Genomic DNA, 26,354 nt, shown 5'->3' on the forward strand with positions numbered 1-26,354 from the left:
AAAGGAAACAGGCGTTCCTACGTGAGGGAACGAGCGTTCCCTTTCTTAAAGATGATGTGTACTGGTTTTAGTTGACAACTTCGTTTGTTATAACTGGATTAGTTTACTCAATATACTTTAATATCTAAACAGGTTTACTTTTGTTTTTCTTATTCCTATTTTAGTTGTCTTTTGTTGGTGCTTGCAAATTTATGCATCTTCCTTTATTTACGCAAGCCTTTTTCAGGAAAATGTAATGTTGCCAACAAACAAAAACTCTTCGGTCGGGGATCGCCCTAGCGGCAAGGGGCGGGACCACCCGTCCCGACGAGCGGGTATTATGCTGTAAATTCTACCGTTTCTCTGAGCACTTCCATAGGTGTCCTCATGTTTATCCCTTGATGAGGCCGCACATGATTATATACATATACAGCATCTTCAATGCGCTTGCTTACTTGCTCGAAGCTCTCATCATCACAGTCGAATAGCCAACCGTTTTTAATGGTGTTGTTCATTCTTTCAGCCAATGCATTATGCAAAGGATCACCACACTGCGTCATACTGATGTTGATTTGATGCTCTTTAAGCCTCTCTACATATTTATTTGAGCAATACTGGACACCCCGGTCGGAATGATGAATAAGAGTGCTCATGTCTATGTGATACTTCTCATAGAATGATATTGCCATCTCCAAAGCTTTCAAGGGTCCCTCCGTCTCAAGAGTTTTGTAAAGCGCATATCCCACGATGGCACGACTTGCCGCATCGGTAAGCAACGAGAGGTAAGCCCAGCCCTGACCGGTGTTTACGTAGGTTATATCCGCCACTACCATAGCGCCCAATCGCGTAGCGACAAATTTGGGTGTAACATTCAACAGATCGGGGTAGATATAGTAATTATGGTTCGAATTCGTTGTTTTAGGACGCTTGCGACTTGTACGTTGACACAAACCATTGGAGCGAAAAATGTCATAACAACGATCACGACCTATAACCATCTTTGGTCCAAACTTACTCACGCAGCAGGCGTATAACTCGCGCATACCAGCTTTAGGCATGAGTTCCAACAGTTCCTTGCAGTACAACACGATGCTTGTGGTAAGGATATCAACCTCCAAATGCCGGTTCACATGCTTGTAATAACCTTGTCGGGTTATGCCGAAGTAATCACAGAGGAACTTTATACAACCATGTTTGCGTCGGGTTGAGTGCCTCTGTGACAAGGTGTCGATTACTTGGCATCGGAGTTTTTTCGTACCTTGATATGATACGTGGATTCAGCAAGATTGATGAGTTCTTCGCACGCCTCATGACGTAAACTCTCATCAGCAAGAGCCCGATGAAGTTTACGGTTCTCAGCACGCAATAGCGATAGTTCTTTCTGGAGCTCAGAAATACTAGAATCAATAGCATCGCTATTTACCGGTTTAGGTGATATACCCATAACTTTGTCTTCCATTTGATACTTGTTAAGCCAATAAGTAAGAAGCTTGGCACAAAAGCCGTTACGCTTACAAAACTGAGATTTGCTCTCGGGACTTGATAAATATTCACGAATATAAGACATTCGTTCATCATCACTGTAATAGTTGTACTTCTTTTTCGAATATTTCATCTTTATTTTCGATTTTTGAAGTGTCAACTTATTCAGTACACTACAAGACTTTTTTCACCAAGAATACAATTTTAACATACCCCCTTCTGAACCTTTTATTTTTTATCTTGTTCATGTACCAAAAGCCTGAGGTACCAGGGCAGGATTTTTATATTTAACCTAAACATTATAAAAGTATGAAGAAATTAATTCCCCTATTATTGGTGGTCTTGACTTTCGCAGCCTGCGAAAAAGACCCTGACACGGATAAGCTGGACAACAAGTATCTGGTTTATACCAACTATGACACGAAAGCTGATTTCAAAGCTTTCCAAACGTACTACATGCCGGACAGCATCCTTATCATCGGTGATAAGAAAGAAGCTGAATACTGGAAAGACGAGAGCGCTCAGGAGATTCTGCAAGCCTACGCTACCAATATGAACAATCGCGGTTTTGTCCGTGTAGACGATCGTGAAGAAGCCAACCTCGGTTTGCAGGTCAGCTACATCAAGAGCACTTACTACTTTAATGACTACGGACGTCCCGAATGGTGGTGGAACTACCCAGGCTACTGGGATGCACCTTACTGGGGTAACTGGGGCGGATGGTACTACCCGTATGCCGTGACCTATACTTACAGCACCGGTTCATTCATCACCGAGCTCCTCAACCTGGAAGCCACTCAAGGCGAAAAGGAAAAATTGCCCATACTCTGGACAAGCTATATGAGCGGATTGCTTAGCGGTTCTACAGCTGTAAACACCAAACTGGCCGTTGAAGGTGTGAACCAAGCCTACACTCAATCTTCCTACCTTACTAATAAGTAATTGTTAGTAGTAAATAGTTAAGTAGAGAGGTACAGCCTGAAGTATCTCATAACTAAAAACAATAACAAGTATGAAAACAATAAAATATCTTTCCGTGAGAGTACTGGCAATCACTGCCCTGGCTCTCGTCTTCGCCATGCCGGCAAAGGCACAATTAACCGATAACGGTTATGCCAACATCGATTGGCAATTCAACTTCCCCCTGAGCAACCACTTCGCTGATAAAGCCAGCGGATGGGGTATGAGTTTTGAAGGCGGTTACTATGTGACTCCGAATATTGCTCTTGGTGCCTTCCTGGCCTACCACAGCAACCACGAATACTTCGGTCGCCAGACACTTCCCGTAGGTGAAGGCGGTAGCATCAATACCGACCAACAGCACACATTGTTCCAATTGCCTTTCGGCCTTGCCGGACGTTATACTTTCGACCGCGGTAGCGCTTTCCAACCTTACGTTGGTGTGAAGGTAGGTCCTCAATATGCCGAAATCAAGTCTACTTTCAATGTGTACGAAGCTAACAAGAGCACCTGGGGCTTCTACGTATCACCGGAAATTGGTATCAACATCTACCCATGGGCTTATGGTCCGGGTCTGCACGTTGCCGCTTACTATAGCTACGGCACGAACAAGGGAGACTTGTTCACATACAGTGTAGATGGTTTGAGCAACTTCGGTTTACGCCTGGGTATTGCATTCTAACATAATTTGCATTGCAACACAATAAGTTTGACTGGTATTAATTGATTGTTTCAAGACGTGAAAAAAGGGAATAACCGGCCGCGTGAGCGGGGGGCTATTCCCTTTTGTAGTTACGAGTTACAAGCTACGAGCTACGAGTTGCTGCGCCGAACAATTATGCCGCATGGTACTTGTAGCTCGTAGCTCGTAACTCGTAACTATTTCACCGCCTGATACATCACCTCCTGTATTCGTGTACGAATATCCATCTTCATCAGTTTCGTATTCCATACATTGGGATAAATGCGATTACACAGGAAGACGTAAACAAGGCCGTTCGTCGGGTCTACCCAAGCACAAGTACCCGTAAAGCCGGTATGACCATAGACGGTAGAAGGGGTAGCAGCAGCGCATGGGCTCTTTGCCGGATTCTGACGGTCGGGCTTATCAAATCCCAGACCACGGCGGCTGATGCGCGAAACCGTAGTAGTAAATACACGGCAAGTCTCCGGACTCAGATAACGCTTGCCATCCAGTTCACCACCATTCAGCAACATCTGATAAATTCGCGCTACTTCCGTTGCATTAGAGAATAGTCCGGCATTCCCCGATACACCACCCTGGAAGGCTGCCGACTCATCATGTACAAAGCCCTGAAGAACAGTCTTCCGCAAGAAAGGATCAAAGGAAGAAGGTATAATTTCGGCTTTCGACAGAGGAGCATGGCCACCGGAAACAATGCCGGCATAAACCGTTCCCGCAGTAGCTGCACCTCGCAGCGGCAGGTATCCGGTACGTTTCAGTCCCATCGGAGCATAGAACTCCTGCTCCAGAAAAGCATCCATCGACATTCCCGTACGCGCTTCCACCAACTGCTGCAACAGGATGAAGCCGACACAACTATACCTATAGCGGCGGTCACGCAACGGAGTTTCTATAATCTTCTGCCGATATGCCTCCTTGAAGGAACGATTCAGCCATAAGCTATCAGAAACCTGCAATGTGTGCTCTGCCGTCCGTACCTTAGACATCAGCCCCTTCTGGAACTTGAACTTCGGGTTTGCCCAGGTACGTACACCGATCTGTGCGGAATGTGCGGCATCGGGCTTTGCCTTGAAAAGAGTTCCTTCATAACTTTCCTTATCGATAGCTTCCAGATAGAATAACAACGTGGAAGGCAATCCGGACTCATGTAACAGTAATTGCCGGACAGTAATATCCTTTTTATCCGTATCCTGAAGCCAAGGCAGATAGTCCGACACACGGTCAGTAAGATTCAGACGCCCTTTATCATACAGCTTCATGACGGCAAGCAGTGTTGCCGTAGTCTTTGTCAGCGAAGCAAGGTCATAAACATCCGTCGGGGATACCGGCAAGGTAGCACCCGGAATAACGGATGCAGAAAGTCTGTTGGCAGAAGCGCCCGGCCAGGTATGCGTTCCGAATGCCTTATTATACATTTCCTTTCCATCTTTCAATATCACGATCTGGCAACCGGGATAGGCACCTTCCTTAATCCCTTCTTTCGCAATCTCATCGATACGGGTCAGCAGACGAGAGTTCACTCCATACTCATCGGGCACAAAGTGGAGCGGTGTCTTCGGAGTAATAACCTGCCCCGTACCTGTGGCAAACAAATTGCTTATGCTTGCCGAAAGGCGTCCGTCGGCTGTTGCATCTCCATAAAGTATTTTGGCTGTCCGGCACTGCACATCATCTATCGAAGAATGCGCCAATACTACGGCGTCCGCAGCCGACACTGCCCGGCGTATCTGCAACATCTGTTTACCGGGAATAAAAAGCAGATAAACCACCGGCACATCGTGAGTAAACTCGGCAAAGAAGGGTTGGTAGGGTGCCAGGCGATGTTCCGTGACGCAGACAAGAATACGTTTATATTGTGACAATGAATCACGCAACAGCTTGCGTGCAGCAGGCTGCAAGTCTTTCTTCAGCTGAAAGACGGTGGGACTTCCTTCCGTCCCGGCGGAATTTATATATCCGGAGAGTTCTTTCAGGAACGGCTGTACCTCTTTCGCATCCCCCACATTGAGCACCGCCACTTCACGGGTATCCGCATCCAGCGGAAGCACATTGTTTTTATTTCTCAGCACAGTGATCGCCTCCTGGTTCAGACGCCGTATCAGATCACGCGTATGTGCCGTATTGATACGGTTTCCCAAACCGGAAAGACGGACAAAAGGTTTCTTCGACAATCCGAGAGCATATTTATAGGTAAGCACCTTCCGGCACTTCGCTTCGATTTCCGCTTCTGTCAACTCACCGCTCTTCACGGCATCCAGTATAGCTTCCAACTCTTCCTTTATCCGCCGGGGAACAAGCAGCAGGTCGTGCCCCGCCTGCAACGCCTGCAAGCAAATACTCGTGTTATTGGCAGATACTCCCTTCATGGCAAGTGCATCCGTAAACACCAACCCTTTGAACTGCATCTCCTGCGTCAACAAATCATGCACCACTTTGCGCGAAAGCGAAGAAGGCACTCCCCGTTTCGGCTCAAGCACCGGCACTTCCAAATGTCCCACCATCATACCGGACAGTCCGGCCTGAATCGCCTTTCTGAACGGATAAAGCTCCACGCTGTCCAGACGTGCACGCGAAAACGACAGCTTCGGCAATGAATGATGCGAATCCACATCCGTATCTCCATGACCGGGAAAATGCTTACTTACGGAAAGTACACCGCCATCTTCCAGCCCACGTGCATAAGCTATCACTTTATCCGCCACATTTACCGGACTTTCTCCAAAAGAGCGGGTATTGATAACGGGATTCTTCGGATTGATATTCACATCTGCCACGGGAGCAAAGTTGACTTGCACGCCAAGCTCACGGCACTGCCGGGCCATCTCGCGCCCGTACTCATAGAGCAGGCTGTCGTTTTGTATACAGCCCAGAACCATATTTCGCGGAAACACCGGTGTACCCCGCAAACGCATGGAAAGTCCCCACTCACCGTCAAAGGTAACCATCAACGGAATATCCGCCATTTTCTGCGCTTCATTAGTCAGTGCCACCTGGTTTTCCATTAAACCACCGGAAAAAAGCAGACCACCCACTTTGTAGTCGTCCACTACTTTGCGCAACAGGTCGCGGTTCGCTTTATCCTGTTGGGGGGCAATGGTATAAATGAATAGCTGTCCGATACGTTCTTTCAGACTCATCTTGTTGAGCACTGAGTCCACCCACTGCCGGCAGCGGGCATCATTGGTAAAGGGACGCATCAGGATAGGTTCAACAGGCGCAACAGGAGATTGCGGTGCCGGCAAGCGATGTGTCTGAGCATCAAAACGGGCACAACAACTGAATAGTATCAAGAGGAATAGGAATAGTTTCTTCATTATTATCTATACATTAAGGCTACCAAAGTTATAGTATTTCAAACACAAAGACACGGAAAACACAGAGTTTTTTCGACTAATTAGTAAAAAACGCTGTATTTCCCGTGTCTCCCGTATTTCTATGTTCCGGCTATTTCAGACTTTTATAAATCACCTCCTGTATATCCGTGCGAATATTCATTTCACCCAATTTCGTATTCCACACATTGGGACACAGGCGGTTACTGAGGAAGACGTACACCGTCCCGTGTTCAGGATCCACCCAGACGCAAGTCCCCGTGAAACCGGTATGCCCATAAACGGCAGCGGTAGCAGAGGCAGCACAAGGACTGTTCTTCAAATCCTTCAGATTAGGTTTGTCGAAGCCCAATCCCCGGCGACTGATAGCGGAAGTTTCCGTAGTGAACAGGCGGCAGGTCGCTTCGCTCAGATAGCGTTTACCGTTCCATTCGCCACCGTTCAATATCATCTGATAGATTTTAGCCACTTCGGAGGCAGTGGAGAAGAGACCGGCATTACCGGATATGCCACCCATGCAGGCAGCAGCCTCATCATGCACATAGCCACACAAGTCCTGACGACGCAGGAAGTCGTTTGCAGCCGTAGGCATTATCTCTTCTTTGGAGTATTTCTGCAAAGGCAGGTACATGGTACGCTGCAAGCCCATAGGCGCATAGAACTCCTTAGCCAGATAGAGGTCCATCGGCAACTTGACAATTGACTCTACTACCTGTTGCAACAGGATAAAGCCGAGATCACTGTACACATACCGCTTACTGTCCATTTCGCAACGGGCAATCTTTTGCAGGATGGTATTCTTAAAGCTTTTATTCAACCACATCTTATCAGCTACATGCAAGTTGTAAACCGATGATTCTTTCTCCGACACCAGTCCTTTCTTGAACTTGAAGTCCGAACAATAATAGCTATGTTCGCTTACCCGCGTGCGATGCCATTCATCCACCCAACTTTGGGCATACGGTCCATGCACGGAGTTCGGGTCGATAGCCTCCAGATAGAAACGAATATAAGGCGGCAGGCCGGACTCGTGAAGAAGCAAGTCCTTAATTGTAATATTCTTCTTATTCGTACTTCGCAGGAAAGGTAAGTATTGGGAAACCTTATCCGTCAGTTTCAACTTACCACCATCATAAAGTTTCATCACGGCAAGCAGCGTTGCGGTAGTCTTTGTCAGAGAAGCCAGGTCGAACAGATCCGTAGGACGTACAGCAGTGGTATCCTTATCGGAATGTATGCCGAAGCATTTATCATACACCGTCTGACCGTCTTTCAGCACCAGCACCTGGCAACCGGGATAAGCTCCGGCAGCCAATCCCGCCCGAACGATAGCATCAATGCGATGCAACTCATTGGACTTCATCCCAAAATCCTCGGGAATAATGCTTCCCGGCTTCATCCCCGGAGTGATCACACTTCCCTCACCGGCCTGATAAAGACTTCCGATACTCATGGAAAGTTTGCCTTGGGCAGGCACTTTGGCAAAGATGACACCTGCCACATACTGTTGGATATCCGCCTCGGAAGAATGTCCCAGCACTACGGCACTGGCTTCGTTCAAAGCAGGCTCTAACGGTTGCATTCCACGATAAGACGTAAAGAAAGCATATACCAGCGGCACGGACAAGTCCAACCCCGCCAGGAAATCGGCATAAGCAACCACATCGGCATCTTTTCCCGATACGCTGACCACTATACGCCGATAGTCCGCCAACTTACGCGCCAGTTCACGACGGCCATCTTCCGACGTTTCTCTTGTCAAACGAAAACACTCCATAGGAACTGGAGATAATTTCTTCATCTCATCCACAAAAACACTGTCTTTGCCTTCGCCTATACTCAGAAGAGCAATAGGAGCACCACCGACCGGTGTCAAAGGCAATATCCCGAAATGATTGCCAAGCACCGTAACGGAGGCTTGGCGCAACCTGGTTACCAGAGCCTTCGCCTCATCCGTATGGATACGATAGCTCATTCCGCTAACTTGCAACTGCGGGCGTGGCCGGCGCAAGCCTAACAAATATTTATAAGTAAGTATCTTACGACATTTCGCTTCCACTTCTTTCTCAGAGAGAACACCCTCTTTCACTGCACTCAGCACTTCCTGTACAGCGTTTGCGGTGTTGTACTGCACCAGTACCATATCATTTCCGGCAAGTAGGGCTTTTGTAGTAAGCTGGGGCACAGACGAAACACCTTTCATATCCAACGCATCTGTAAACACCAAGCCCTGAAAACCCATTTCATCTTTCAGTAATCCCGTTACTACATTTCTGGAAAGTGAAGATGCCGTTTTGGCGTCCGGTTCCAAAGCAGGCACCTGCAAATGACCTACCATCACACCGCCCAATCCGGCACGCACCATTTCGCGGAACGGATACAGCTCGACGCTATCCAAACGTTCACGATTATAGTAGAGCACCGGCAGTCCCTTATGCGAGTCCACGTCCGTATCTCCATGACCGGGAAAATGTTTGCTTACGGACAGCACGCCACCACTTTCCAATCCACGACTGTAAGCCAGCACCTTTTCGGCTACTTTCTTCGGATCTTCACCGAACGAACGTACATGAATCACCGGATTCAAAGGATTGGTATTCACATCCGCATCAGGTGCAAAATTGACGTGCACACCCAGTTCGCGAAACTCCCGTGCCACTTCACGGCCGTATTCATAAATCAGCTGATTGTCTTCAATGCAGCCCAGAGCCGCATTCTTTGGGAAATAAGGTGTACCTTCCAGACGCATGGAGAGCCCCCACTCACCGTCAAAAGTGATCATAACGGGAACTTTGGAGTTCTTCTGCGCAGTATTCGTCAGTATTGCCTGTTCTTCCGGCGTGCCTTCGGCAAAGAGCAGACCTCCGATCTTATACTTCTTCACAAGATCACGTATCTGCTTTTTTCTCTGCTTATCCGCCTTGGCCGGGAAGGTGGTGACAATCAACTGCCCCACTTTCTCTTGCAGGTTCAGACCGGAAAATACGGAATCTACCCACTGTTTGCAACGTGCATCTGCCGCTGAAGGTAGAAAAGGGGCTTCTGCCTGGGCATGAAGCAAGGATGTGCCACCCCATAAAAGGACAGCCAACATCAAGAGAATTGTTCTTTTCATTTCTTTGTAGTTCGTTGGCGGTATTCATTCATTTCTGTACGGGTTATGATTCTTTTCACCACAGAGGACACAGAGGACACAGAGTTTTTATACTTCTAATTCAGAGATAATTATAACCTCTGCGTCCTCTGTGTCCTCTGTGGTGAAATAGTTCCTTTTCCAATACAAATAAATCCTCCCCCAACTAATTATGTATTATCTATAATGATGGTTGGGATTCTTCTTCTGCAAGTGTCAGTTTCAACATTCCCACATAAATTCCACTTCTTCCTGTGTGCATCACAGGTACATTCTTACCGTCTTTATTCAAGTAGATAGCGGGTTCTTTCATGAAAGTATGGGTATGTCCGCCCAATATGGCATCAATATTATTTGTTTTCTGCGCCAGTTCTTCGTCGCAAGGAGCACCTTTAAGCTGATAACCCAGATGCGACAAGCAAATAACAACATCGCAACCTTCCTGGTTCTTCAGCAGATCCGTCGTCTTCTGTGCCGCTTCTATCGGATCATTATAAACCACACCTTCACATTTATCGGCCTGCACCAATCCTTCCATCTTCGGAGCAAGACCAAAGACACCGATCTTCAATCCGTTGCGGCTGAAAGTAGTATAAGGTTTCACCAGTCCTTCCAGTACCGTACCTGTTACGTCATAGTTGGCACATACCACCGGAAAGTTTGCCATACGGAACAGACGTGCCATATTCTCCAGACCGAAATCAAACTCATGATTACCAATCGTCATGGCATCGTAGCCCATAAGGTTCATCATCTTGACTTCTACTTCCCCCTGGAACAGATTATAGTAAGGAGTTCCTTGGGAGATATCTCCACAATCGAACAACAACAGATCAGGGTTCACCTTGCGCGCCTCTTTAATAAAGGTGGTCCGTCGCACGGTTCCGCCCATACCGGCATAGCGGTCGGCAGCATTTACAGCAATAGGCTCAATGCGGCTATGTGTGTCACTTGTTTGCAGAATCACCAGTTGTTTGGTTTTCTGTGCAGAGTCGGGAGCCAGCAGACAAAGGGGTTCCTCGGAGATTTCCCGGGTAGATTGTTGTGCTGATGCCGGAAGAAGGCAGCAGACTGCCAACGTTAAAAGAATATATCGTTTCATGATTTCTGATTTATGAATTATGATTTGTTTTCTCGGTGAGCAGGATTACTCATCTTTCACAGTTACTCTACCTTCCAGACGGGAAGTGATCTTCTTTCCGGCAGCAGTTTGACGTTCCACATAGTCCATGAACAGGCCGCGCAAAGTAGCTCCGTCCGGACATTCCCGTTTCTCAGCCTGGGGCAAGGCAGTCATCCCGTCGTTTCCGTCAGCCAGATAGTCGATTGTAGCAATCGTATAGAGTTGATTGTCTTCTATCGGACGCCCGCCAACCGTACCTTGCAGCAATTTCCCGTCTTTTGTAATCAGAAGCTGCACACCACTGACGCCTTCGCCATGACGCACGGCGATATTATTAAACAGTTCTTTCAGATTGACTCCCTTCATAGTCAATATACAAAGAGAATTTTCGAAAGGTAATATCTCATAGATGTTTTCGGTAGTGATAGGGCCTTCTGTCAGTACATTACGCAAACCACCCATATTTATCAGCCCCATGTCGGCAGGCTCACCCAGCACTTGTGCGGCAGCATTGCGCAGTACATCCGCTACCAGATTGGAAAGCAAGCTCTCCGGAGCTCCTTTATCCATACTCATTTCCGCAGTACCCACCACACGATACATGATACTGTCAACTTTTGCCTTATAAGGAGCAAGCAGTGCCACCGCTTCAGCATCCGGGTTCACATCCCAAGTAGAGTCAATCGCCACCATGGTTCCCTCTGACTTCGTCACCTTATATACAGAAGTACAAGAACTTAGCAGGAATGCAGCTGCCAAAAGTACACCGGGAATGAATTTCAAAGTTATTCTTTTCATTTTGTTCGGGTTTTTAAATTGCTACAAATATAACGAATTGTCTTTCTTATCCCGTCCTGACGGAAAGAAAAAAGATGAACTTTTTCGTTTTCAGGCATATTTTTAAGTTTCGGGATGATAGTGCTGCTACTCATAACCAAAAGGAAGGCATAAAGCGTAGTATCGGCTTTTAACTCCTCTCTGAGCGGTTATGAATCTTTTCACCACAGAGGACACAGAGTTCACAGAGTTTTTAGGCTTCTAGTTCAGAGATAATTATAACCTCTGTGTCCTCTGCGTCCTCTGTGGTGAAATAATTCCTTTCTTTTCCGTTATGGGCCCAATTCAATTCCTGATTCACATAAATAATAAACCGCCGAAACTTACGTTATTAAAATATACGTAAGTTACGCACACAGCCTTTCAAGCTGACACAGATGCAAAACTTTAAAAATATACCTATATTTGAATTCCGAAAGTAATATAAAAGACAGGCAGATACATGGAAATAAGTGTGGCAACCGACCAGGAATGGCATATAATCCGCTACTCGGCAGGAGATAAAGAGCGCTGGGACCGCTTCGTGCGCCGCTCTAAAAACGGTACGTTCCTCTTGCTGCGTGACTATATGGATTATCATGCCGACCGTTTCCAGGATTGTTCCCTGCTGATCTTCTGCAACCGGAAGTTAACAGCCCTGTTTCCCGGTAATCTTTCCGGCAGTTGTTTCCATTCCCATCAAGGACTGACGTATGGCGGAATGCTCCTTTCCCCTTCCATCACCCTGCAACAAGTAGAAAGTGTATTTCATGCCGCACTCGATTATCTGCATAAGGAATGCAGTGTGCAGTCGATAGTCTATCGTGCTATCCCACATATCTATCACCGCTATCCTGCAGAAGAAGACCTTTATGTCCTCACCCGGCTGGGTGCAGCCCTTGTGGCACGGAGCATCTCATCCGTCATTCCACTGGACGACCGCCTGCCTTTCCGTACTCTCCGCCGTCGCCAACTGAAAAAAGCCCTGGCATCTTCACTGACGATTGCAGAAGATGAAGACTTTGCTTCTTTCTGGCCGATACTGGAAGAAAACCTGCACGAACGATATGGGGTCTCTCCCGTACATTCGCTGGAGGAGATTACCCGTCTGCACAACAATTTCCCCCGCCAGATCTCCCTTTTCCGTGTATGCGATGAAGCCGAAACGTTGGGTGGATGCATTGTGTATGAGACTGACGAGGTAGCCCACGTGCAATACATCGCAGCTTCCCCACGCGGAAAGAAATGCGGTGCGCTCGACCTGCTTTTCCACCAATTAATATACGACCGTTATGCGCAGAAGCGATACTTCGACTTTGGCATATCTACCGAACACGGCGGACAAATGTTGAACGAGGGATTACTCTTCCAAAAAGAAGGTTTCGGTGCAAGAGCAATTATGTATGACGTTTACGAATTACGCTTATGATAAAGTATTTAGACCTGCAAAAGATCAATGCCTCCTTCGAACCCGAACTGTCGGATGCTCTGTTGCGTGTTTCCCATTCCGGATGGTATCTGCACGGGGAAGCTACAGCCCGTTTTGAAGAGGAGTTCGCTGCTTATTGCGGTACTTCTTATTGTGTTGGCACTGGAAATGGTCTGGATGCTCTTACTTTGATATTTCTGGCTTACCGGGAACTGGGAGTGATGGATGCAGGCGATGAAGTTATTGTTCCTGCCAATACATACATTGCCACCCTGCTTTCCATTCTTCGTGCCGGTCTGAAACCAATGCTTTGTGAACCTTCTTTCGAAACATGCAATATAGATGCCGCCTATGCCGAGACACAGATTACTCCCCGTACGCGTGCCATACTGCCCGTCCACCTGTACGGGCGTTTAGCTGACATGAAAGAGATATGCGAGTTAGCCAACCGCTACGAACTGAAAGTCATAGAAGACGCTGCACAAGCACATGGAGCTGTCTGGAACAAAGGTTTACCGGGGAAAGGAAATCAGCCTCTGCGTGCCGGTAATCTGGGAGATGCCGCTGCTTTCAGCTTTTATCCTGCCAAGAATTTAGGGGCATTAGGGGATGGCGGCGCTATAACCACTCACGATGAAAGACTTGCCGCCACAGTGCGTTCCATAGCCAATTATGGCTCCACGGAGAAATATGTCCATCGATATCAAGGTATAAACAGCCGTCTGGACGAGTTGCAGGCGGCAGTCCTTTCCGTGAAGCTCCCCCGGTTGGATCAGGATAATATCCGTAGAAGGGAAATAGCGCAAATATATAAAGAAGGAATCGACTGGCAGCGTCTGGAATTACAGAGTACTGTCCATACGAATGACATCAATGAAGCCAATGTTTTTCATATCTTCCCCGTCTTTTCTCCCCGCAGGGATGAATGGCAACGTTATCTCAATAGTCACGGCATTTGTACTCAAATTCATTACCCCATCCCTCCCCATCGCCAGGAAGCGTTGAAAAAAGAATATGGAATGCAACAACTCCCCATTACGGAACGCATCCATAATGAGGAGTTAAGCCTCCCTATATCTCCATTACTGACGAATGAAGATATAGAGCGGATTATTGACTGTGCAAATACCTTTATTTAGAAATTCAACACTTTATAATACGACGATTTCGGCAGTAAGTTTTCGTCAAACAGAAGCGGATAGTTACGCTGACGGTTACCACGGCGGCGATCCAACCATGAATCACCATCATATACATTCCAGAAAGTAACATTGCTAACCACATTCTTGTATTCGCGCAGCACCCGGAACAGCATATCATACTGGGCTACCTGTGCCGCATCCGCTTCAGGAGTCAATTCCAACGTCCTGTTATCCTGGTTCACACTCAACTGTCCTCCCTGCTCTCTCGTATTTATACGAACGTCCAGTTCAGTGATATGGATATTATCAACCACCTGCGAATAAAGCTCGATAGCCTTCCTAAACTCATCCTCCGTAGGAGAAAGGGTATTATAATGTCCCTGCATTCCGATACCGGAGATGGGTATTCCCTCAGCCTTCATGCTTTTAACCATATTATAAATGCGGTCACGCTTCGCCGGGTTTGTCTCATTATAATCATTGTAGAAGAGCAATGCTTTGGGATCTGCCTCATGAGCATATTCAAAAGCCTTCTTTATAAACTCGTCCCCTGCAATCTTATAATAAAGAGACTGACGATAAGGCACTTCCGCTTTCGGATCATCCGTCATCGCTTCGTTCACTACGTCCCAGGCATAGACGACATCCTTATATCTATTTACAATCGTATGGATATGCTTTCTCATTCTCTCAAACAGTACCTCCTTGGAAACCAAATTTCCCTTTTCATCATGGAACATCCAGTCCGGAGTCTGGGCATGCCAGACAAGGCAATGACCGCGAAGCCCTATTTTATTGGTACGGGCAAAGTTGGCTATCTTATCAGCGTTCTCCCAGTTCCACTGTCCCTCCACTGGCTCCGTAGGCTGAGGTTTCATATCGTTCTCTGCAGTGATACTGTTAAAGTTGGAAGTAATCAGTGCCATCTGTTGAGGTGATTTCAGATTTGCCATATTTATCGCACAGCCCACAGTGAAATAATCAGCATACGCATCTTTCAGGTTGTTCACCACAATATCATTCGCAGAAGTAGCATACAAACCTATCAGACAGCCGGTAAAACCACCTGCCACGTTCGTTGAAAGAATATCACCGGGCACGGTATTTCCCAACTGTACGAAGTCAGTTCCATCCGTTGAATAATAAAAGCCATAGCCATCTCCCTCACCCTTTACTCGCAGTTGAATGGGATTCTTCACATCTACTTTCGCACTTGCAACAAGTCCGGATTTACCTCTTGCCGTTCTTTCCAGCACCATGTAGAAATCTTTGTCCTTCTTTGTCAAGCCAAAGACATAATTGAATTTTTCACTCTGCACGCAAGTGATGCCTGCCAGATCTTTCTCTGTCTTCGGAACATACTTCAATGTGGTAGTAAACGAAAAGTTATTATGCTGCTGTCTGTAGAAGAGTGTTGAAGTAGGCTTCACCTCTTTTATGTTCACCGGGAAAGGAGTAATCTGCAATCCTCCGTCTTTCAATACTGAGATGAACTCTTCACGAGGACCTCTCAAACCAATCCAGCGGTAATCCAGTTGCGGAGATGTGAAGTTTTCAGTGAACGTAAAATTACCATTGGGGAAGTAACCGTCTTCTCCGGTTTTATTCTCCACTCCTTTAGGTGTTTTCAGCTTCGGCTCCATCGGGATCAATCCGTTTTCAAAGACAGGGAATTCTCCCGACCAGTCAACCGGCAGGATAAACGTTTCACGGCCAATGTTCACTCTGCCCTTCTCATTCGGGCGGATAGCCAGGAATACACCGTAATATTTGCCGTCAGGACCTTCCACTAAATCGGCATGTCCGGCCCAGTCCACCATATTCTTCCGCTTCTGATTCAAGTATCTCTGGCTCAGGATAGGATTATTGGGAGCCGGAATAAAGGGACCTTTCGGGCTGTCACTCACAAAGATTACTTCACTATGCCAATCTCCGGTACCACCTTCGGCACACATCAGATAGTAGCGTCCGTTCTTCTTATAGATATGCGGAGCTTCAATCCAGATAGGTTTCTTGGACAAATCCACACCACCATTCACAATTACCTGATCCGAACCGGGAATCACCTGATCGTTTTCCACATCATACTCCCAGATTTTAATTACACGATGTCCGTTATAGAGTTCTTCACCACGCTTCGGTCCATCGTTATGAACCACATACGCCTTGCCGTTATCATCAAAAAAGATAGAAGGGTCAATACCGTCAAAATTCAACTTGATAGGATCACTCCATCCTTTGAAAGGATCTTTCGACTTTACAATGATGTTCCCGAATCCCCCCGCAAACTGGGTGGTGATCATATAGAAAGTATCATTATTGGGATTATACTTGATGGCCGGAGCATACACACCGGCACTGATACCCGTATCATGTACTTTCAGCTGTGAGGTACGGTCCAGCACATGACCTATCTGCGTCCAGTTCACCAAATCCTTTGAATGGAAGATAGGCACACCGGGAAACATGGCGAACGATGAACACACCAGGAAGTAGTCATCCCCTTTGCGGGTTATGGACGGATCGGGGTAACAACCTTGCAAAATAGGATTATAAAACTCACCGGCCTGCAACGGATTCTCGTTATACACCTGATCATTCCCCTGATAAACCGCTTGCAAGAATACCGGAGCACCCTTCACCTTTTTACCTTTAGCCCCTTGGCTAAAACCTGCCACTGAAAACATTGTCATACAAAGTGACAACAAAATGATGCGCTTACCCACGGAAAGCGTCGATTTCACCTTTTTCATATCTAATATCAATTATGATTTATAATTACTCGCTATCTCATTTACTGTCACTTATACGGAAATAATCAAAGTCCACATACCCTCCGGGAGCCTTGGTAGCATAATTGAATAGTCCGAAACGGTATCCCATAAAATGCGGGAGAGTATAAGCCATCTTGAGCTGGCTTCCTATTTTTGTCCACTTCTTGCCATCCAGGCTATAGTAGAAGTCCGCTATATCTTTCTTATCGGTGAAGTCACATTCGGCTTTCAGGAATACTGTATTCTGGTTCAGTGGCAGACTTTCCACCTCTTCCGGTTTGTCAGTCTGCGCACTTACCATTACAATCTTCTTTACCCCGTTTTCATATTTTACACCTACTAATCCATATTTCTTCTGGAGAAGTGCAAGCCCTGCAAAATCACCTTCTTTCATATCAGACACATCCATAGAAGTAGTTCCTGAACATACCGGACCAATCGTCCGCTGTGTCAACGTGTTTCTTGCAGACAGGAAATCAGTATCTATCCGTCCGGTTTTGAGTCGCAGATATCCCTTCCGTTCACTAACTGACCAGAGAGAATTATCCGGGTTGTGATTCCACTGCCAAACCAGCGGCAAAGCCGCATCCTTCTTCTTGCGTGTAAACTCATCCGAGGCAACAATACCCGGTATCAGTCCTTTACTTGCCGGCAGATCTAATGTTTCCGGAACCTTTCCATTTATTCCGAGAACCGGCCATCCATCTTCCCATTTCACCGGAACAAGGTAAGGGATACGGCCTACAGAACCATTATCACGGAAAAGATAAGCAAACCATCTGCCATCAGGCGTATCTATCAAGCCGCCTTGGGCAACACCTTTATCCTGCAAAGCCACTCTACCTTCCCAAGGACCATTTATATTATCAGCGCGGTGAATAACCACTGTACGCATTCCTCCTTTCGGCCAAGTAATATTAAACAAATAATACTTCCCATTTACTTTAAATAACTGTGAACCCTCGGCAGGTAATCCGACATTATCTCCTGACGGAGCACTGGCATTCTCTATAAAGATACGTTCGGTACCCTCTTTGATCCCGGATAAATCGGGTTTCAGTTCCGCTATATGCAATTTGCCACCTCCCCAGATGATATAAATACGACCATCATCGTCAAAGAAAACAGAATGATCATGATAGGAAGGATTAAAGGATATTGCTTTCCAAGGACCTTTCTCTATATCTTTCGTAGTATATATATAGGTCTTCCCGGTAGTACTGGAGAACGTCGACACATAAAACATATTATTATGATAACGAATGCAGCTTGCCCACGTACCACTGCCATAAGCATTCTTACCATTATTTAGGTTCAGTGCATTCACATCGGCCAGTATATCGTAACAATAACTCACCAACTCCCAGTTCACAAGATCTTTAGATTTCATAATGGGCACTCCCGGAGCCATGTGCATGGTAGTACTACTCATGTAATAAGTATCTCCCACCCGGATCATTGACATATCGGGTACATCGGCATGAACCACCGGATTTTTGGCAGAAGTGTTTTGCGCAAGAGTCGCATAACTGTAGAAAATAGATGCCAGCAGAAAAAGACAAAAATGTTTTCGCATAGTTATATCCTTTTTTATTATTGTTTTTGAAAAGACAAAATTTACCGACAGCAAATATACAGTATCGAATCCAAGAGATACCTATAATCATTTTACACATTCTTTCGCTGATATTACATCTTTACCGATGTATGTTTCATAATCTTTCACTCACGTTACATCGGGCTGTTACAAGTGCTTGTTGGGTGGTTTTAATCGAAAAAGCCGCTACCCGAAAATTCGGATAGCGGCTTCTATTTTTTATTAATCTATAGTTAGAATCAAATTTCTTTTTTCATCCTTTGAACAGTTTCAAGCAATACCGGAAAATCATTTTTTATCACACTAAATATTTCCTCTGCATCAATACGATGGTATTCATGTGCTATAACATCGCGTAAACCCATAATCTCACGCCAAGGGATTTCAGGATAATGCACCAAGTATCCGGCATTCTTTGCATCAAGCACTTTAATACTTTCACCAATAAAAATGAGTTGCATACAAACTCCCCCCAACAAAAACATACCCGAAGAAGAGTTCAAAAAATCATCGGGCGCAACGATATGCTCTGTCTGTTCTCTTACCAGAAGAATAGCATCCTCCACTCTTTCCAGCAGAGAGTAAATACGTGCCTCCTTATACATAAATCAAATCTCTATCAAGTTCTTCACCAAACAGAGTACCCGAGAATTGTTTACGCAGACGTATCAAGTCCACCTTACATCCAAAGAGTTTTTCTAAATCCATTTTCATACGAACACGCAAAAAGAGATTGGGCGTCCCTTCATAAGCCACATCCACATCACTATCTTCATTTTGCTCACCACGAGCCACAGACCCAAACAAAGCCATTCTTGTGACTCCTTGCTGGCTAGCCACTTCTTCAAAATAATGGCAAAGTATTTTCTGATATTCCGTCTTAGATTTCATGTTCATACTCCTTTCTTGAAACAAAGATACTACAAATTACCAGAAAAGCAATAAAAGAAAAACTTTATTTATCCTTCTACAACTCACTATATTACGAAAAAGCCGCTATCTAAAAATTCAAATAACGGCTTCTCTCTTTTTATAAACTGTATCACTTTAGAAAGTCATTGCTTGCCCTCCAATCACGCCTGCAATGGCGGTGGCAACAGCAATAATCACTTTTAAAATCACCTTCCAATTCGTTTTCTTCATAGCGATTTTCTTGATTTTCATTCTCATTTTTTATTTTTTAGATCTCCTTATCCGAGTGGATTCTCATCCAGTCCTCCGCCACCTGAGTTACCACCCGAACCACTGTCTGATCCGCCTCCCGTAGGAACATTCGCCAGTCCTTTCAGGTAATCATCCAAACTGACCAAATCCAGTTTCTCACCGGCACGCGTAGCAGCCTTGGTTATCTTCAACTCTTTGTTAGCCTGAAAGAATATGCGAACGCTTTCCACGCTTTTAGCTGTTACCTCCTCGGCTTTATCCTCTCCTTTCGACTTAGCAGCCAGCAAAAACACACCCAACCCGGCAATATTCACTGTCTTACCTTCCAACAGTTGCTCTTTCAACTTCTCCACAAAGTTCTGCATGGTACTCTTGATATCACCAATAGAGAGTGAAGAACGATCCTGCATCTTCTGAGCAATAAATGCCAAATCTACAGTCTGTCCTAAAGTTATTAACTGCGGAAAATACTTTTTGGGAGAATTCTCAACCCGAGGGTCGGACGGTCTCTCCACCGTTCTAAAAATTACGCTCATACTTTTTTCATTTAGAGATTTAAATTCTGTTTTTAATTCACTTCGCTAATCAACGATGATGCAAAGGTGAAGATTAAATCTCTAATAAAAGAAAGAAAAAAGACACCGAGAGCAGTTTTTCTGAGAAAAGTTGTAAGTAGCAATAAATCAATCAGTAATCATATAGGTTCTTAGCTTCAATCTTTATCGCTTCACTTCAATTTCTATAGTCCATTATTACCAAAACAGCCGGAACCACTCCTTTTATAGAGCAATCCCGGCTGCCGCCTAAAACAGAGTAACCGCTGTTACCTGTCGTTTATCTTCTCTTAAACCTTCCTCTTACGGACTATTGAGGGAGCTCCTAGTTCCTCCCTTTCCAGCACTTCCAGCCATCCGCTTTGCTCCAGTTCAAACAGAGCAGGATATACTCTTAATTTATCGGCACCGGAGTGCAAAATGACATCATCCACCGAAACTCCATTAGCAAACGCCCCTATGTAGTCAATGATACGCTGCGTATCTATTTCTTTATAATTCATATCAATAAGCATTCTTTTCTCCACGGAACATATTCACCACTGTCATCACCATAATACGAAGGTCCAGCAAAAAAGTCCAATTCTCAATGTACCAAAGATCACGTTTCACACGTCCTTCCATCTGAGATACCTTTTTAGTCTCCCCGCGAAAACCTGTCACTTGTGCCCAGCCCGTAATACCGGGTTTCACCAAATGACGCATCATATATTTATCCACCAGCTGGGAATATTCTTCTGTATGCTTCAGCATGTGGGGACGAGGACCTACAAGAGACATTTCCCCTTTAAAGACATTGATAAATTGAGGCATCTCATCCAGATTACTCTTTCTTAAGAAGTTGCCGAACTTTGTCTTGCGCGGGTCATTCTTCGTAGCCTGAATTTTATCAGAATCCTTGTTCACCTTCATTGAGCGGAACTTATAACACTGAAAAATCTCCCCATTTTCACCGTTACGATCCTGCTTGAAAAAGATAGGTCCCGGAGAAGTGATTTTAATGATCGTTCCCACAACAATATATAATATCGGAAAGACAGTTATCAGGAACAAAGAAGAACATAGTAAATCAAAACATCGTTTCATCCAACGGTTCATTGGTTTCTGCAAAGGTTCACAACGAATAGACAACACAGGCACATCCCCCAGTAAAGTCAGCTGCAACTGCCGTTTCACATAATTGCGAAGAGAAGGTACGCTATAAAAGCGGATCAGATTATTTTCACAATAACGAATAATGGATAAAATATCATCCTTATACACAGCAGAAAGACCACAATATAATTCCTGAACTTCATTCTCAGAAAGCCATTCCTTCAATCTTTGCATTTCTGCGCGACAGAAAGATTCAGACAATGTATCTCCCTCTACTCCATCCTTCGCAAAAAAGACTTTCTTTACTCTATATCCGTAAGTCACATCACTTAGTACCTGATAAAGCTCGGTCATATTATCACCTCCACCTACCAGTACAACCGTGCGTACATTTTTTCCATGTTTGCGAACAAGTTTCACTATATGCCTTAGAGTCAATCTCCAGCCGACGAGTAAAGGCAGGAACAACAGATAAAAAGACAAGAGATAAATACGGGAAAAATTTCCAACTTTTATTAAAGCCAGCGCTGTTAAAAACACCACGATATGCAAAGCCACAGTCCCTAGCAAACGCCCTACAATTTGTTCAGGACGAACAATCCGATAATGCAAAATCACTTTAAAAATTGAAATACAAGGCACATAACACAGATTTGACACTACCAAATAAGTTTTAAACGGAAAGGCAACAGCTGGCACATTTACCATTTTCAATAGAAAATATACTGCCAGCATCGAGAAGTTTAACAGCAGAAAGTCACCAAGTATGGCAACGTCACGGATGGATTCTGCCCGATCAGAAGTCAGCGGTTTCATAGTAAGTACGTTTTTATTAAGAGAGTGAGGATATTATCCTACGTTAGTTTTATACGGTCTTTACGTGTTGCTTAGTTGCCTGATGATTGTTCATCATTCGTATAAATTTGTATTGTAATCAAAGGGAGAATCATATTCAGCCAACAGAGGATGCTTCAAATCTTTTTCACTCAGAATAGTCTTGCTGGGCGGTATTCGCCAATCAATGCCCAGACTTCCATCAATCAGCTGAATACCACCATCCGCCTGAGGAGCATAAAAATTATCGCACTTGTACTGGAAAACAGCTATTTCCGTTAGAACAGAAAAGCCATGTGCAAAGCCGCGAGGTATAAAAAACTGACGATGATTATCCTCAGATAATTCCACAGCCACATGTTGCCCATAAGTCGGGCTGCCTTTACGGATATCCACTGCCACATCCAAAACCGCACCTTTTACACATCGTACCAGTTTACTCTGAGTGTAAGGCATCTTCTGGAAATGGAGACCACGCATCACACCATAACTAGACATGCTTTCATTATCTTGTACAAAGTTTATGGGGATTACTTTCTTGTCAAATTCCTGCTGTGAAAACGACTCAAAAAAATAGCCTCTCTCATCACAAAAAATACGAGGTTCAATAATCACCACACCGTCTATCTCTGTTTTTATTATTTCCATTCTTGTATATTCATTTCAAGAGTTCACCTTTTTCCGGCATATTCAAACTCTGCAATCCCTCCAGATACCACTGATACAACCGATGAATACCTTCATCAATCTCCACCTTGTGATGCCAGCCCAAATTATGTAACTTCGTTACGTCCGTCAATTTCCGTAACGTTCCATCAGGCTTCGAAGTATCCCAGCAAAGTTCTCCTTAAAACCAATCTCACGTATGGCTTTACCAGCAACATCTTTTATACTCAATTCCTTCCCGATTCCCACATTGATATGGCAGTTACGAATGTTTTTCAGCCCGGAAGCATACGTATCTTTAAAATCCGCACGATATTGCAAATTAGCCATAATTTCACCTACATGAGCAGCAGCCAATACAACAGCATCAGGTCGTTCCTCATCAAAAAAGCGCTTCACTGCTGCACCATCTAAAAGGTCCAGTTCTTCGTGGCTATAACCTACCAGATTGTCATAACCACGTTGTCTTAAGTTATTCCAAATGGCCGAACCGACAAGCCCTCGATGCCCGGCCACATATATTTTCACAGTCCTGTCAAGCATTACCAATTTTTTATTCTTTGTCGAGTCGCGCTTTCAGGTGAAGCTTCTTCACAAAGTTCATGTCGTGATTCACCATTATCTGAACCAGCTGTTCAAACGATGTTTTCGTCGGATTCCAACCTAGTAAAGTCTTAGCCTTAGTCGGATCACCCAAAAGCTGTTCTACTTCGCAAGGACGAAAATATTTAGGATCGACCTCCACCAAAATCTTACCGGTAGAAACATCAATACCTTTTTCATTAACGCCTGTCCCCTCCCACTTTAATTCTATATTTAAATGCTGGAAGGCCAGGGTTGCAAATTCACGAACTGTATGCATTTCACCTGTAGCAATTACAAAATCCTCCGGTGTATCATGCTGAAGGATAAGCCACATACATTCCACATAGTCCTTTGCATACCCCCAGTCGCGCAATGAGTCCAGATTGCCCAAATAAAGCTTATCTTGAAAACCTTGTTTGATACGGGCAGCAGCCAATGTTATCTTACGGGTCACAAAAGTCTCGCCACGACGTTCACTCTCATGATTAAACAAGATGCCGTTCACGGCAAACATATCATAGCTTTCGCGATAGTTCTTAGTTATCCAAAAACCATATTGTTTGGCAACACCGTAAGGACTACGCGGATAAAATGGGGTCGTTTCTTTTTGCGGTACTTCCTGCACTTTACCGAATAACTCCGAAGTAGAAGCCTGATAAATACGACAGGTACGTTCCAAGCCACATATGCGTACGGCTTCCAACAGTCGAAGCGTACCTACCGCATCAGCTTCTGCCGTATATTCCGGTACATCAAAAGACACCTTTACATGGCTCTGCGCAGCAAGATTATAGATTTCTGTCGGATGGACATCGCTAATAATACGTATCAACGAACTACTATCTGTCATATCCCCCCAATGAAGATTTATCAAACGATTTTTTTTCATGTCTCGGACCCATTCATCCAAGTAGAGATGTTCTATTCGGGATGTATTAAATGATGAAGAACGACGAAGAATGCCGTGAACCTCATATCCTTTTTCTATTAGAAACTCGGCCAGATAGGAGCCATCTTGACCGGTAATGCCGGTAATTAATGCTACTTTTCTCATAAGTAATGAATATGTTATGTACTTATTATATTTAGTTTACAAATTCTTTAATCCTTTGTTCTTCCTTCAGGCTACAAACTAGTAAGGCACCTTTATTTTCAGCTATTATATAGCCATCCAGTCCTTCCACTACAACTCTTCTCTCCTCTTGCGTATGAACAATACAATTCCGACAATTATACATTCTTACATCTTCACCAATACAAGCATTACTATCTTCATCTTGGGGTAACAACATTCGGAGCGCCCCCCAACTACCTAAATCACTCCAACCGAATTCAGCAGGAAGGGTGTATATCTTTTCGGCTTTTTCCATTACAGCATAATCAATGGATATTTTATCACATTTAGGGAATTGTTTACTAACAGTTATTTTTTCAGCTTCCGTAAAGAAATCTATTGACATTTCATCCATTATTTTTGATAAGTCAGGAGTGTATCGTCTTATTGATTCGTCAATAGTATTCACATTCCAAACAAAAATGCCTGCATTCCAGAAATAGTTACCCAGCTGAAGATAGCGTTGTGCCGTCTTTAAATCCGGTTTTTCTTTAAAGCCTTCAACACTATATAACCCCGTGTTTCCAACTTTCTCAGTTGCACAAATATAACCATAGCCCGTTTCAGGTCGATTAGGCTTTATACCTATCGTTACGATACTATTATTTGAGGCAGTAAACTCAAGCGCAGAACTTATTACTCTTTGAAACTCAGCAATATTAATAACCAAAGCATCCGAAGGTGTAACGACTATATTAGCTTGAGGATGACGCTTCTTTATTTTCCAACAAGCATATGCAATACAAGGGGCAGTATTACGAGAAAGTGGCTCTGCAAGAATATTGTCTGTCGATAATTCCGGCAATTGCTTCTTTACAATTTCTACATATTTTTCGCTGGTCACAACCCAAAAGTTAGTCATAGAACAAAATGTAGAAAAACGTTCCACAGTTAATTGGAGTAACGATTTTCCACATCCTACTACATCTATAAACTGTTTTGGATATTCTTGCGTACTCATAGGCCAAAAACGACTACCAATACCACCGGCCATAATAACAACATGCGTTCCCATCTTTTACTATATTTACTATTTCAAATGAATTTTAAAAACCAAACCGGTTGATACATACTTACATTGATTAAATTCTACAACGGCATTAATATAATCTTTCCAGAAACTACAGTTAACACCAATATTCACTGTTTTTGAATCATATTCTGCCATTAAATTTAGATGATTCAAAAATTCAGTAAAAAAGCTATCATTCGATAAACCTAATCGAAGATTCATTCCTACAGCAGGACCATTAAAATGATAATCTTCACGTTTATTATATAAATAAGCAGCATGAATTCCCAACCTACCAACCGCTCTCATATCAAGATATTTTGTTGCAACTATATAATACCTACTATAAAAACCATTACCTTTCTTTGAAGACATCTCAAATTTATTACCATCTGCCCATGAATTATTTAAAACATCATTACCGCCTAGCACTATTTGTGGAGTCCATTTTTTCCACCAGCCCTCTTTCCACAAGCGAAAACGAACTGAGAAATTTCTATCTTGATTTACAAACTTTCCATAGGTAGAAGGTACCCAATATCCATCTGCTAAAAAAGGATCATTTTCAAACGCTTTATGAAGTGTACATGTATATGCTATCTCCATCCAAGGAAAGAAAGTAATGTTGACATAGTAATTATAAGTATCATAAAACCATCTGGCAGGAGTAGCATGTCTCTCTAAAAATCCTCCTCCAAACATAAATGTTTTATCTCTTTGCATCTCTGCAGTAGGCATATTCAGCAACCCTGTTGTACCATATGTAAATTGCGCTTTACAAGTAATATTAATACCTAGAAAACACAGAATTAATAAGATTCTCCACTTGAAAATAAACTTCATATCAAGTTGTACAT

At 44.3% G+C, this 26,354-nt stretch carries 22 protein-coding genes and 1 pseudogene; 4 read left to right on the forward strand and 19 right to left on the reverse strand.

Annotated elements, in window-relative coordinates; translation table 11 throughout:
• Positions 1-317 precede the first annotated feature (317 nt).
• Both K6V21_RS02010 and K6V21_RS02015 read right to left on the reverse strand, forming a co-directional pair.
• Positions 318-1,202, reverse strand: coding sequence for an IS3 family transposase (locus K6V21_RS02010; RefSeq protein WP_254888453.1), 885 nt, complete (start codon positions 1,200-1,202; stop codon positions 318-320).
• A gap of 8 nt (positions 1,203-1,210) precedes the next feature.
• Positions 1,211-1,594: a transposase gene (locus K6V21_RS02015; RefSeq protein ID WP_224319826.1), complete on the reverse strand. Its 384-nt coding sequence runs from the start codon at positions 1,592-1,594 to the stop codon at positions 1,211-1,213.
• A gap of 176 nt (positions 1,595-1,770) precedes the next feature.
• Here K6V21_RS02015 and K6V21_RS02020 point away from each other — a divergent pair, with 176 nt between their 5' ends.
• Positions 1,771-2,403, forward strand: a complete 633-nt coding sequence (locus K6V21_RS02020) for a DUF4136 domain-containing protein (RefSeq protein ID WP_217713760.1) — start codon at positions 1,771-1,773, stop codon at positions 2,401-2,403.
• Between the two features lie 70 nt (positions 2,404-2,473).
• A complete protein-coding gene (locus K6V21_RS02025) occupies positions 2,474-3,103 on the forward strand; it encodes a porin family protein (protein ID WP_224320696.1) in 630 nt (209 codons plus the stop codon).
• Between the two features lie 197 nt (positions 3,104-3,300).
• Here the strand turns inward: K6V21_RS02025 and K6V21_RS02030 are convergent, their stop codons facing one another.
• From K6V21_RS02030 to K6V21_RS02045, 4 genes are all read right to left on the reverse strand, one after another.
• The gene (locus K6V21_RS02030; protein ID WP_224320697.1) at positions 3,301-6,441 is read right to left on the reverse strand and encodes a glycoside hydrolase family 3 N-terminal domain-containing protein; all 3,141 of its coding nucleotides are present in this window, start codon (positions 6,439-6,441) and stop codon (positions 3,301-3,303) included.
• 130 nt (positions 6,442-6,571) lie between these two features.
• The gene (locus K6V21_RS02035) at positions 6,572-9,574 is read right to left on the reverse strand and encodes a glycoside hydrolase family 3 N-terminal domain-containing protein (RefSeq protein ID WP_224320698.1); all 3,003 of its coding nucleotides are present in this window, start codon (positions 9,572-9,574) and stop codon (positions 6,572-6,574) included.
• Between the two features lie 199 nt (positions 9,575-9,773).
• Positions 9,774-10,694 carry a bifunctional metallophosphatase/5'-nucleotidase gene (locus tag K6V21_RS02040; protein WP_224320699.1) on the reverse strand — a complete coding sequence of 307 codons (921 nt, stop codon included), beginning with the start codon at positions 10,692-10,694 and terminating at the stop codon, positions 9,774-9,776.
• 45 nt (positions 10,695-10,739) lie between these two features.
• Entirely contained in the window at positions 10,740-11,513 is a 774-nt protein-coding gene (locus K6V21_RS02045) for a 5'-nucleotidase C-terminal domain-containing protein (protein WP_224320700.1), read from the reverse strand.
• Between the two features lie 481 nt (positions 11,514-11,994).
• On the opposite strand from K6V21_RS02045, the gene K6V21_RS02050 reads away from it, so the two are divergent.
• Both K6V21_RS02050 and K6V21_RS02055 read left to right on the forward strand, forming a co-directional pair.
• Positions 11,995-12,960: a GNAT family N-acetyltransferase gene (locus tag K6V21_RS02050; protein ID WP_224320701.1), complete on the forward strand. Its 966-nt coding sequence runs from the start codon at positions 11,995-11,997 to the stop codon at positions 12,958-12,960.
• Entirely contained in the window at positions 12,957-14,099 is a 1,143-nt protein-coding gene (locus tag K6V21_RS02055) for a DegT/DnrJ/EryC1/StrS family aminotransferase (protein ID WP_224320702.1), read from the forward strand. Before K6V21_RS02050 ends, K6V21_RS02055 begins: the two co-directional genes overlap by 4 nt.
• Here the strand turns inward: K6V21_RS02055 and K6V21_RS02060 are convergent.
• The 13 genes and pseudogenes from K6V21_RS02060 to K6V21_RS02120 all read right to left on the reverse strand — a co-directional run bounded on the left by K6V21_RS02060 (position 14,096) and on the right by K6V21_RS02120 (position 26,340).
• The gene (locus K6V21_RS02060) at positions 14,096-16,855 is read right to left on the reverse strand and encodes an endo-1,4-beta-xylanase (protein ID WP_408912639.1); all 2,760 of its coding nucleotides are present in this window, start codon (positions 16,853-16,855) and stop codon (positions 14,096-14,098) included. The two genes, K6V21_RS02055 and K6V21_RS02060, sit on opposite strands and share 4 nt — an antisense overlap.
• Positions 16,856-16,892: 37 nt before the next feature.
• On the reverse strand, positions 16,893-18,452 hold the full coding sequence (locus K6V21_RS02065; protein WP_224320703.1) for a glycoside hydrolase 43 family protein: 1,560 nt from the start codon (positions 18,450-18,452) through the stop codon (positions 16,893-16,895).
• Between the two features lie 260 nt (positions 18,453-18,712).
• Positions 18,713-19,078 (reverse strand): DUF86 domain-containing protein, encoded by a 366-nt coding sequence (locus K6V21_RS02070; protein ID WP_224320704.1) that lies wholly within the window; start codon positions 19,076-19,078, stop codon positions 18,713-18,715.
• Complete coding sequence (locus tag K6V21_RS02075) at positions 19,071-19,364, reverse strand: nucleotidyltransferase family protein (protein ID WP_224320705.1); 294 nt, start codon at positions 19,362-19,364, stop codon at positions 19,071-19,073. The genes K6V21_RS02070 and K6V21_RS02075 overlap by 8 nt, the downstream gene beginning before the upstream one ends.
• A gap of 156 nt (positions 19,365-19,520) precedes the next feature.
• Positions 19,521-19,616, reverse strand: a complete 96-nt coding sequence (locus K6V21_RS02080) for a smalltalk protein (protein WP_157445240.1) — start codon at positions 19,614-19,616, stop codon at positions 19,521-19,523.
• 47 nt (positions 19,617-19,663) lie between these two features.
• Positions 19,664-20,173: an HU family DNA-binding protein gene (locus K6V21_RS02085; protein ID WP_007217172.1), complete on the reverse strand. Its 510-nt coding sequence runs from the start codon at positions 20,171-20,173 to the stop codon at positions 19,664-19,666.
• A gap of 308 nt (positions 20,174-20,481) precedes the next feature.
• Complete coding sequence (locus tag K6V21_RS02090; protein ID WP_224320706.1) at positions 20,482-20,694, reverse strand: hypothetical protein; 213 nt, start codon at positions 20,692-20,694, stop codon at positions 20,482-20,484.
• A gap of 1 nt (position 20,695) precedes the next feature.
• Complete coding sequence (locus K6V21_RS02095; protein WP_224320707.1) at positions 20,696-22,102, reverse strand: undecaprenyl-phosphate glucose phosphotransferase; 1,407 nt, start codon at positions 22,100-22,102, stop codon at positions 20,696-20,698.
• A gap of 93 nt (positions 22,103-22,195) precedes the next feature.
• Entirely contained in the window at positions 22,196-22,768 is a 573-nt protein-coding gene (gene rfbC / locus K6V21_RS02100) for a dTDP-4-dehydrorhamnose 3,5-epimerase (protein ID WP_224320708.1), read from the reverse strand.
• 10 nt (positions 22,769-22,778) lie between these two features.
• Positions 22,779-23,329, reverse strand: a pseudogene (locus K6V21_RS02105) (NAD-dependent epimerase/dehydratase family protein).
• 10 nt (positions 23,330-23,339) lie between these two features.
• Positions 23,340-24,425 (reverse strand): GDP-mannose 4,6-dehydratase, encoded by a 1,086-nt coding sequence (gene gmd / locus K6V21_RS02110; protein ID WP_224320709.1) that lies wholly within the window; start codon positions 24,423-24,425, stop codon positions 23,340-23,342.
• 31 nt (positions 24,426-24,456) lie between these two features.
• Complete coding sequence (locus K6V21_RS02115) at positions 24,457-25,500, reverse strand: mannose-1-phosphate guanylyltransferase (protein ID WP_224320710.1); 1,044 nt, start codon at positions 25,498-25,500, stop codon at positions 24,457-24,459.
• 15 nt (positions 25,501-25,515) lie between these two features.
• Positions 25,516-26,340, reverse strand: coding sequence for a YjbH domain-containing protein (locus K6V21_RS02120; RefSeq protein WP_224320711.1), 825 nt, complete (start codon positions 26,338-26,340; stop codon positions 25,516-25,518).
• Positions 26,341-26,354: the final 14 nt, after the last annotated feature.

The organism is Bacteroides cellulosilyticus (assembly GCF_020091405.1).
Taxonomy (GTDB): Bacteria; Bacteroidota; Bacteroidia; order Bacteroidales; family Bacteroidaceae; genus Bacteroides.

What these genes read in the sequence shown, in the direction of transcription:
- rfbC (WP_224320708.1), bottom strand. Translation starts at nt 22,768, where the DNA reads ATGGAAATAATAAAAACAGAGATAGACGGTGTGGTGATTATTGAACCT.
- K6V21_RS02075 (WP_224320705.1), bottom strand. Translation starts at nt 19,364, where the DNA reads ATGAAATCTAAGACGGAATATCAGAAAATACTTTGCCATTATTTTGAA.
- K6V21_RS02020 (WP_217713760.1), top strand. Translation starts at nt 1,771, where the DNA reads ATGAAGAAATTAATTCCCCTATTATTGGTGGTCTTGACTTTCGCAGCC.
- K6V21_RS02065 (WP_224320703.1), bottom strand. Translation starts at nt 18,452, where the DNA reads ATGCGAAAACATTTTTGTCTTTTTCTGCTGGCATCTATTTTCTACAGT.
- K6V21_RS02095 (WP_224320707.1), bottom strand. Translation starts at nt 22,102, where the DNA reads ATGAAACCGCTGACTTCTGATCGGGCAGAATCCATCCGTGACGTTGCC.
- K6V21_RS02090 (WP_224320706.1), bottom strand. Translation starts at nt 20,694, where the DNA reads ATGAATTATAAAGAAATAGATACGCAGCGTATCATTGACTACATAGGG.
- gmd (WP_224320709.1), bottom strand. Translation starts at nt 24,425, where the DNA reads ATGAGAAAAGTAGCATTAATTACCGGCATTACCGGTCAAGATGGCTCC.
- K6V21_RS02120 (WP_224320711.1), bottom strand. Translation starts at nt 26,340, where the DNA reads ATGAAGTTTATTTTCAAGTGGAGAATCTTATTAATTCTGTGTTTTCTA.
- K6V21_RS02070 (WP_224320704.1), bottom strand. Translation starts at nt 19,078, where the DNA reads ATGTATAAGGAGGCACGTATTTACTCTCTGCTGGAAAGAGTGGAGGAT.
- K6V21_RS02055 (WP_224320702.1), top strand. Translation starts at nt 12,957, where the DNA reads ATGATAAAGTATTTAGACCTGCAAAAGATCAATGCCTCCTTCGAACCC.
- K6V21_RS02085 (WP_007217172.1), bottom strand. Translation starts at nt 20,173, where the DNA reads ATGAGCGTAATTTTTAGAACGGTGGAGAGACCGTCCGACCCTCGGGTT.
- K6V21_RS02050 (WP_224320701.1), top strand. Translation starts at nt 11,995, where the DNA reads ATGGAAATAAGTGTGGCAACCGACCAGGAATGGCATATAATCCGCTAC.
- K6V21_RS02040 (WP_224320699.1), bottom strand. Translation starts at nt 10,694, where the DNA reads ATGAAACGATATATTCTTTTAACGTTGGCAGTCTGCTGCCTTCTTCCG.
- K6V21_RS02015 (WP_224319826.1), bottom strand. Translation starts at nt 1,594, where the DNA reads ATGAAATATTCGAAAAAGAAGTACAACTATTACAGTGATGATGAACGA.
- K6V21_RS02035 (WP_224320698.1), bottom strand. Translation starts at nt 9,574, where the DNA reads ATGAAAAGAACAATTCTCTTGATGTTGGCTGTCCTTTTATGGGGTGGC.
- K6V21_RS02080 (WP_157445240.1), bottom strand. Translation starts at nt 19,616, where the DNA reads ATGAAGAAAACGAATTGGAAGGTGATTTTAAAAGTGATTATTGCTGTT.
- K6V21_RS02025 (WP_224320696.1), top strand. Translation starts at nt 2,474, where the DNA reads ATGAAAACAATAAAATATCTTTCCGTGAGAGTACTGGCAATCACTGCC.
- K6V21_RS02030 (WP_224320697.1), bottom strand. Translation starts at nt 6,441, where the DNA reads ATGAAGAAACTATTCCTATTCCTCTTGATACTATTCAGTTGTTGTGCC.
- K6V21_RS02115 (WP_224320710.1), bottom strand. Translation starts at nt 25,500, where the DNA reads ATGGGAACGCATGTTGTTATTATGGCCGGTGGTATTGGTAGTCGTTTT.
- K6V21_RS02045 (WP_224320700.1), bottom strand. Translation starts at nt 11,513, where the DNA reads ATGAAAAGAATAACTTTGAAATTCATTCCCGGTGTACTTTTGGCAGCT.
- K6V21_RS02060 (WP_408912639.1), bottom strand. Translation starts at nt 16,855, where the DNA reads ATGAAAAAGGTGAAATCGACGCTTTCCGTGGGTAAGCGCATCATTTTG.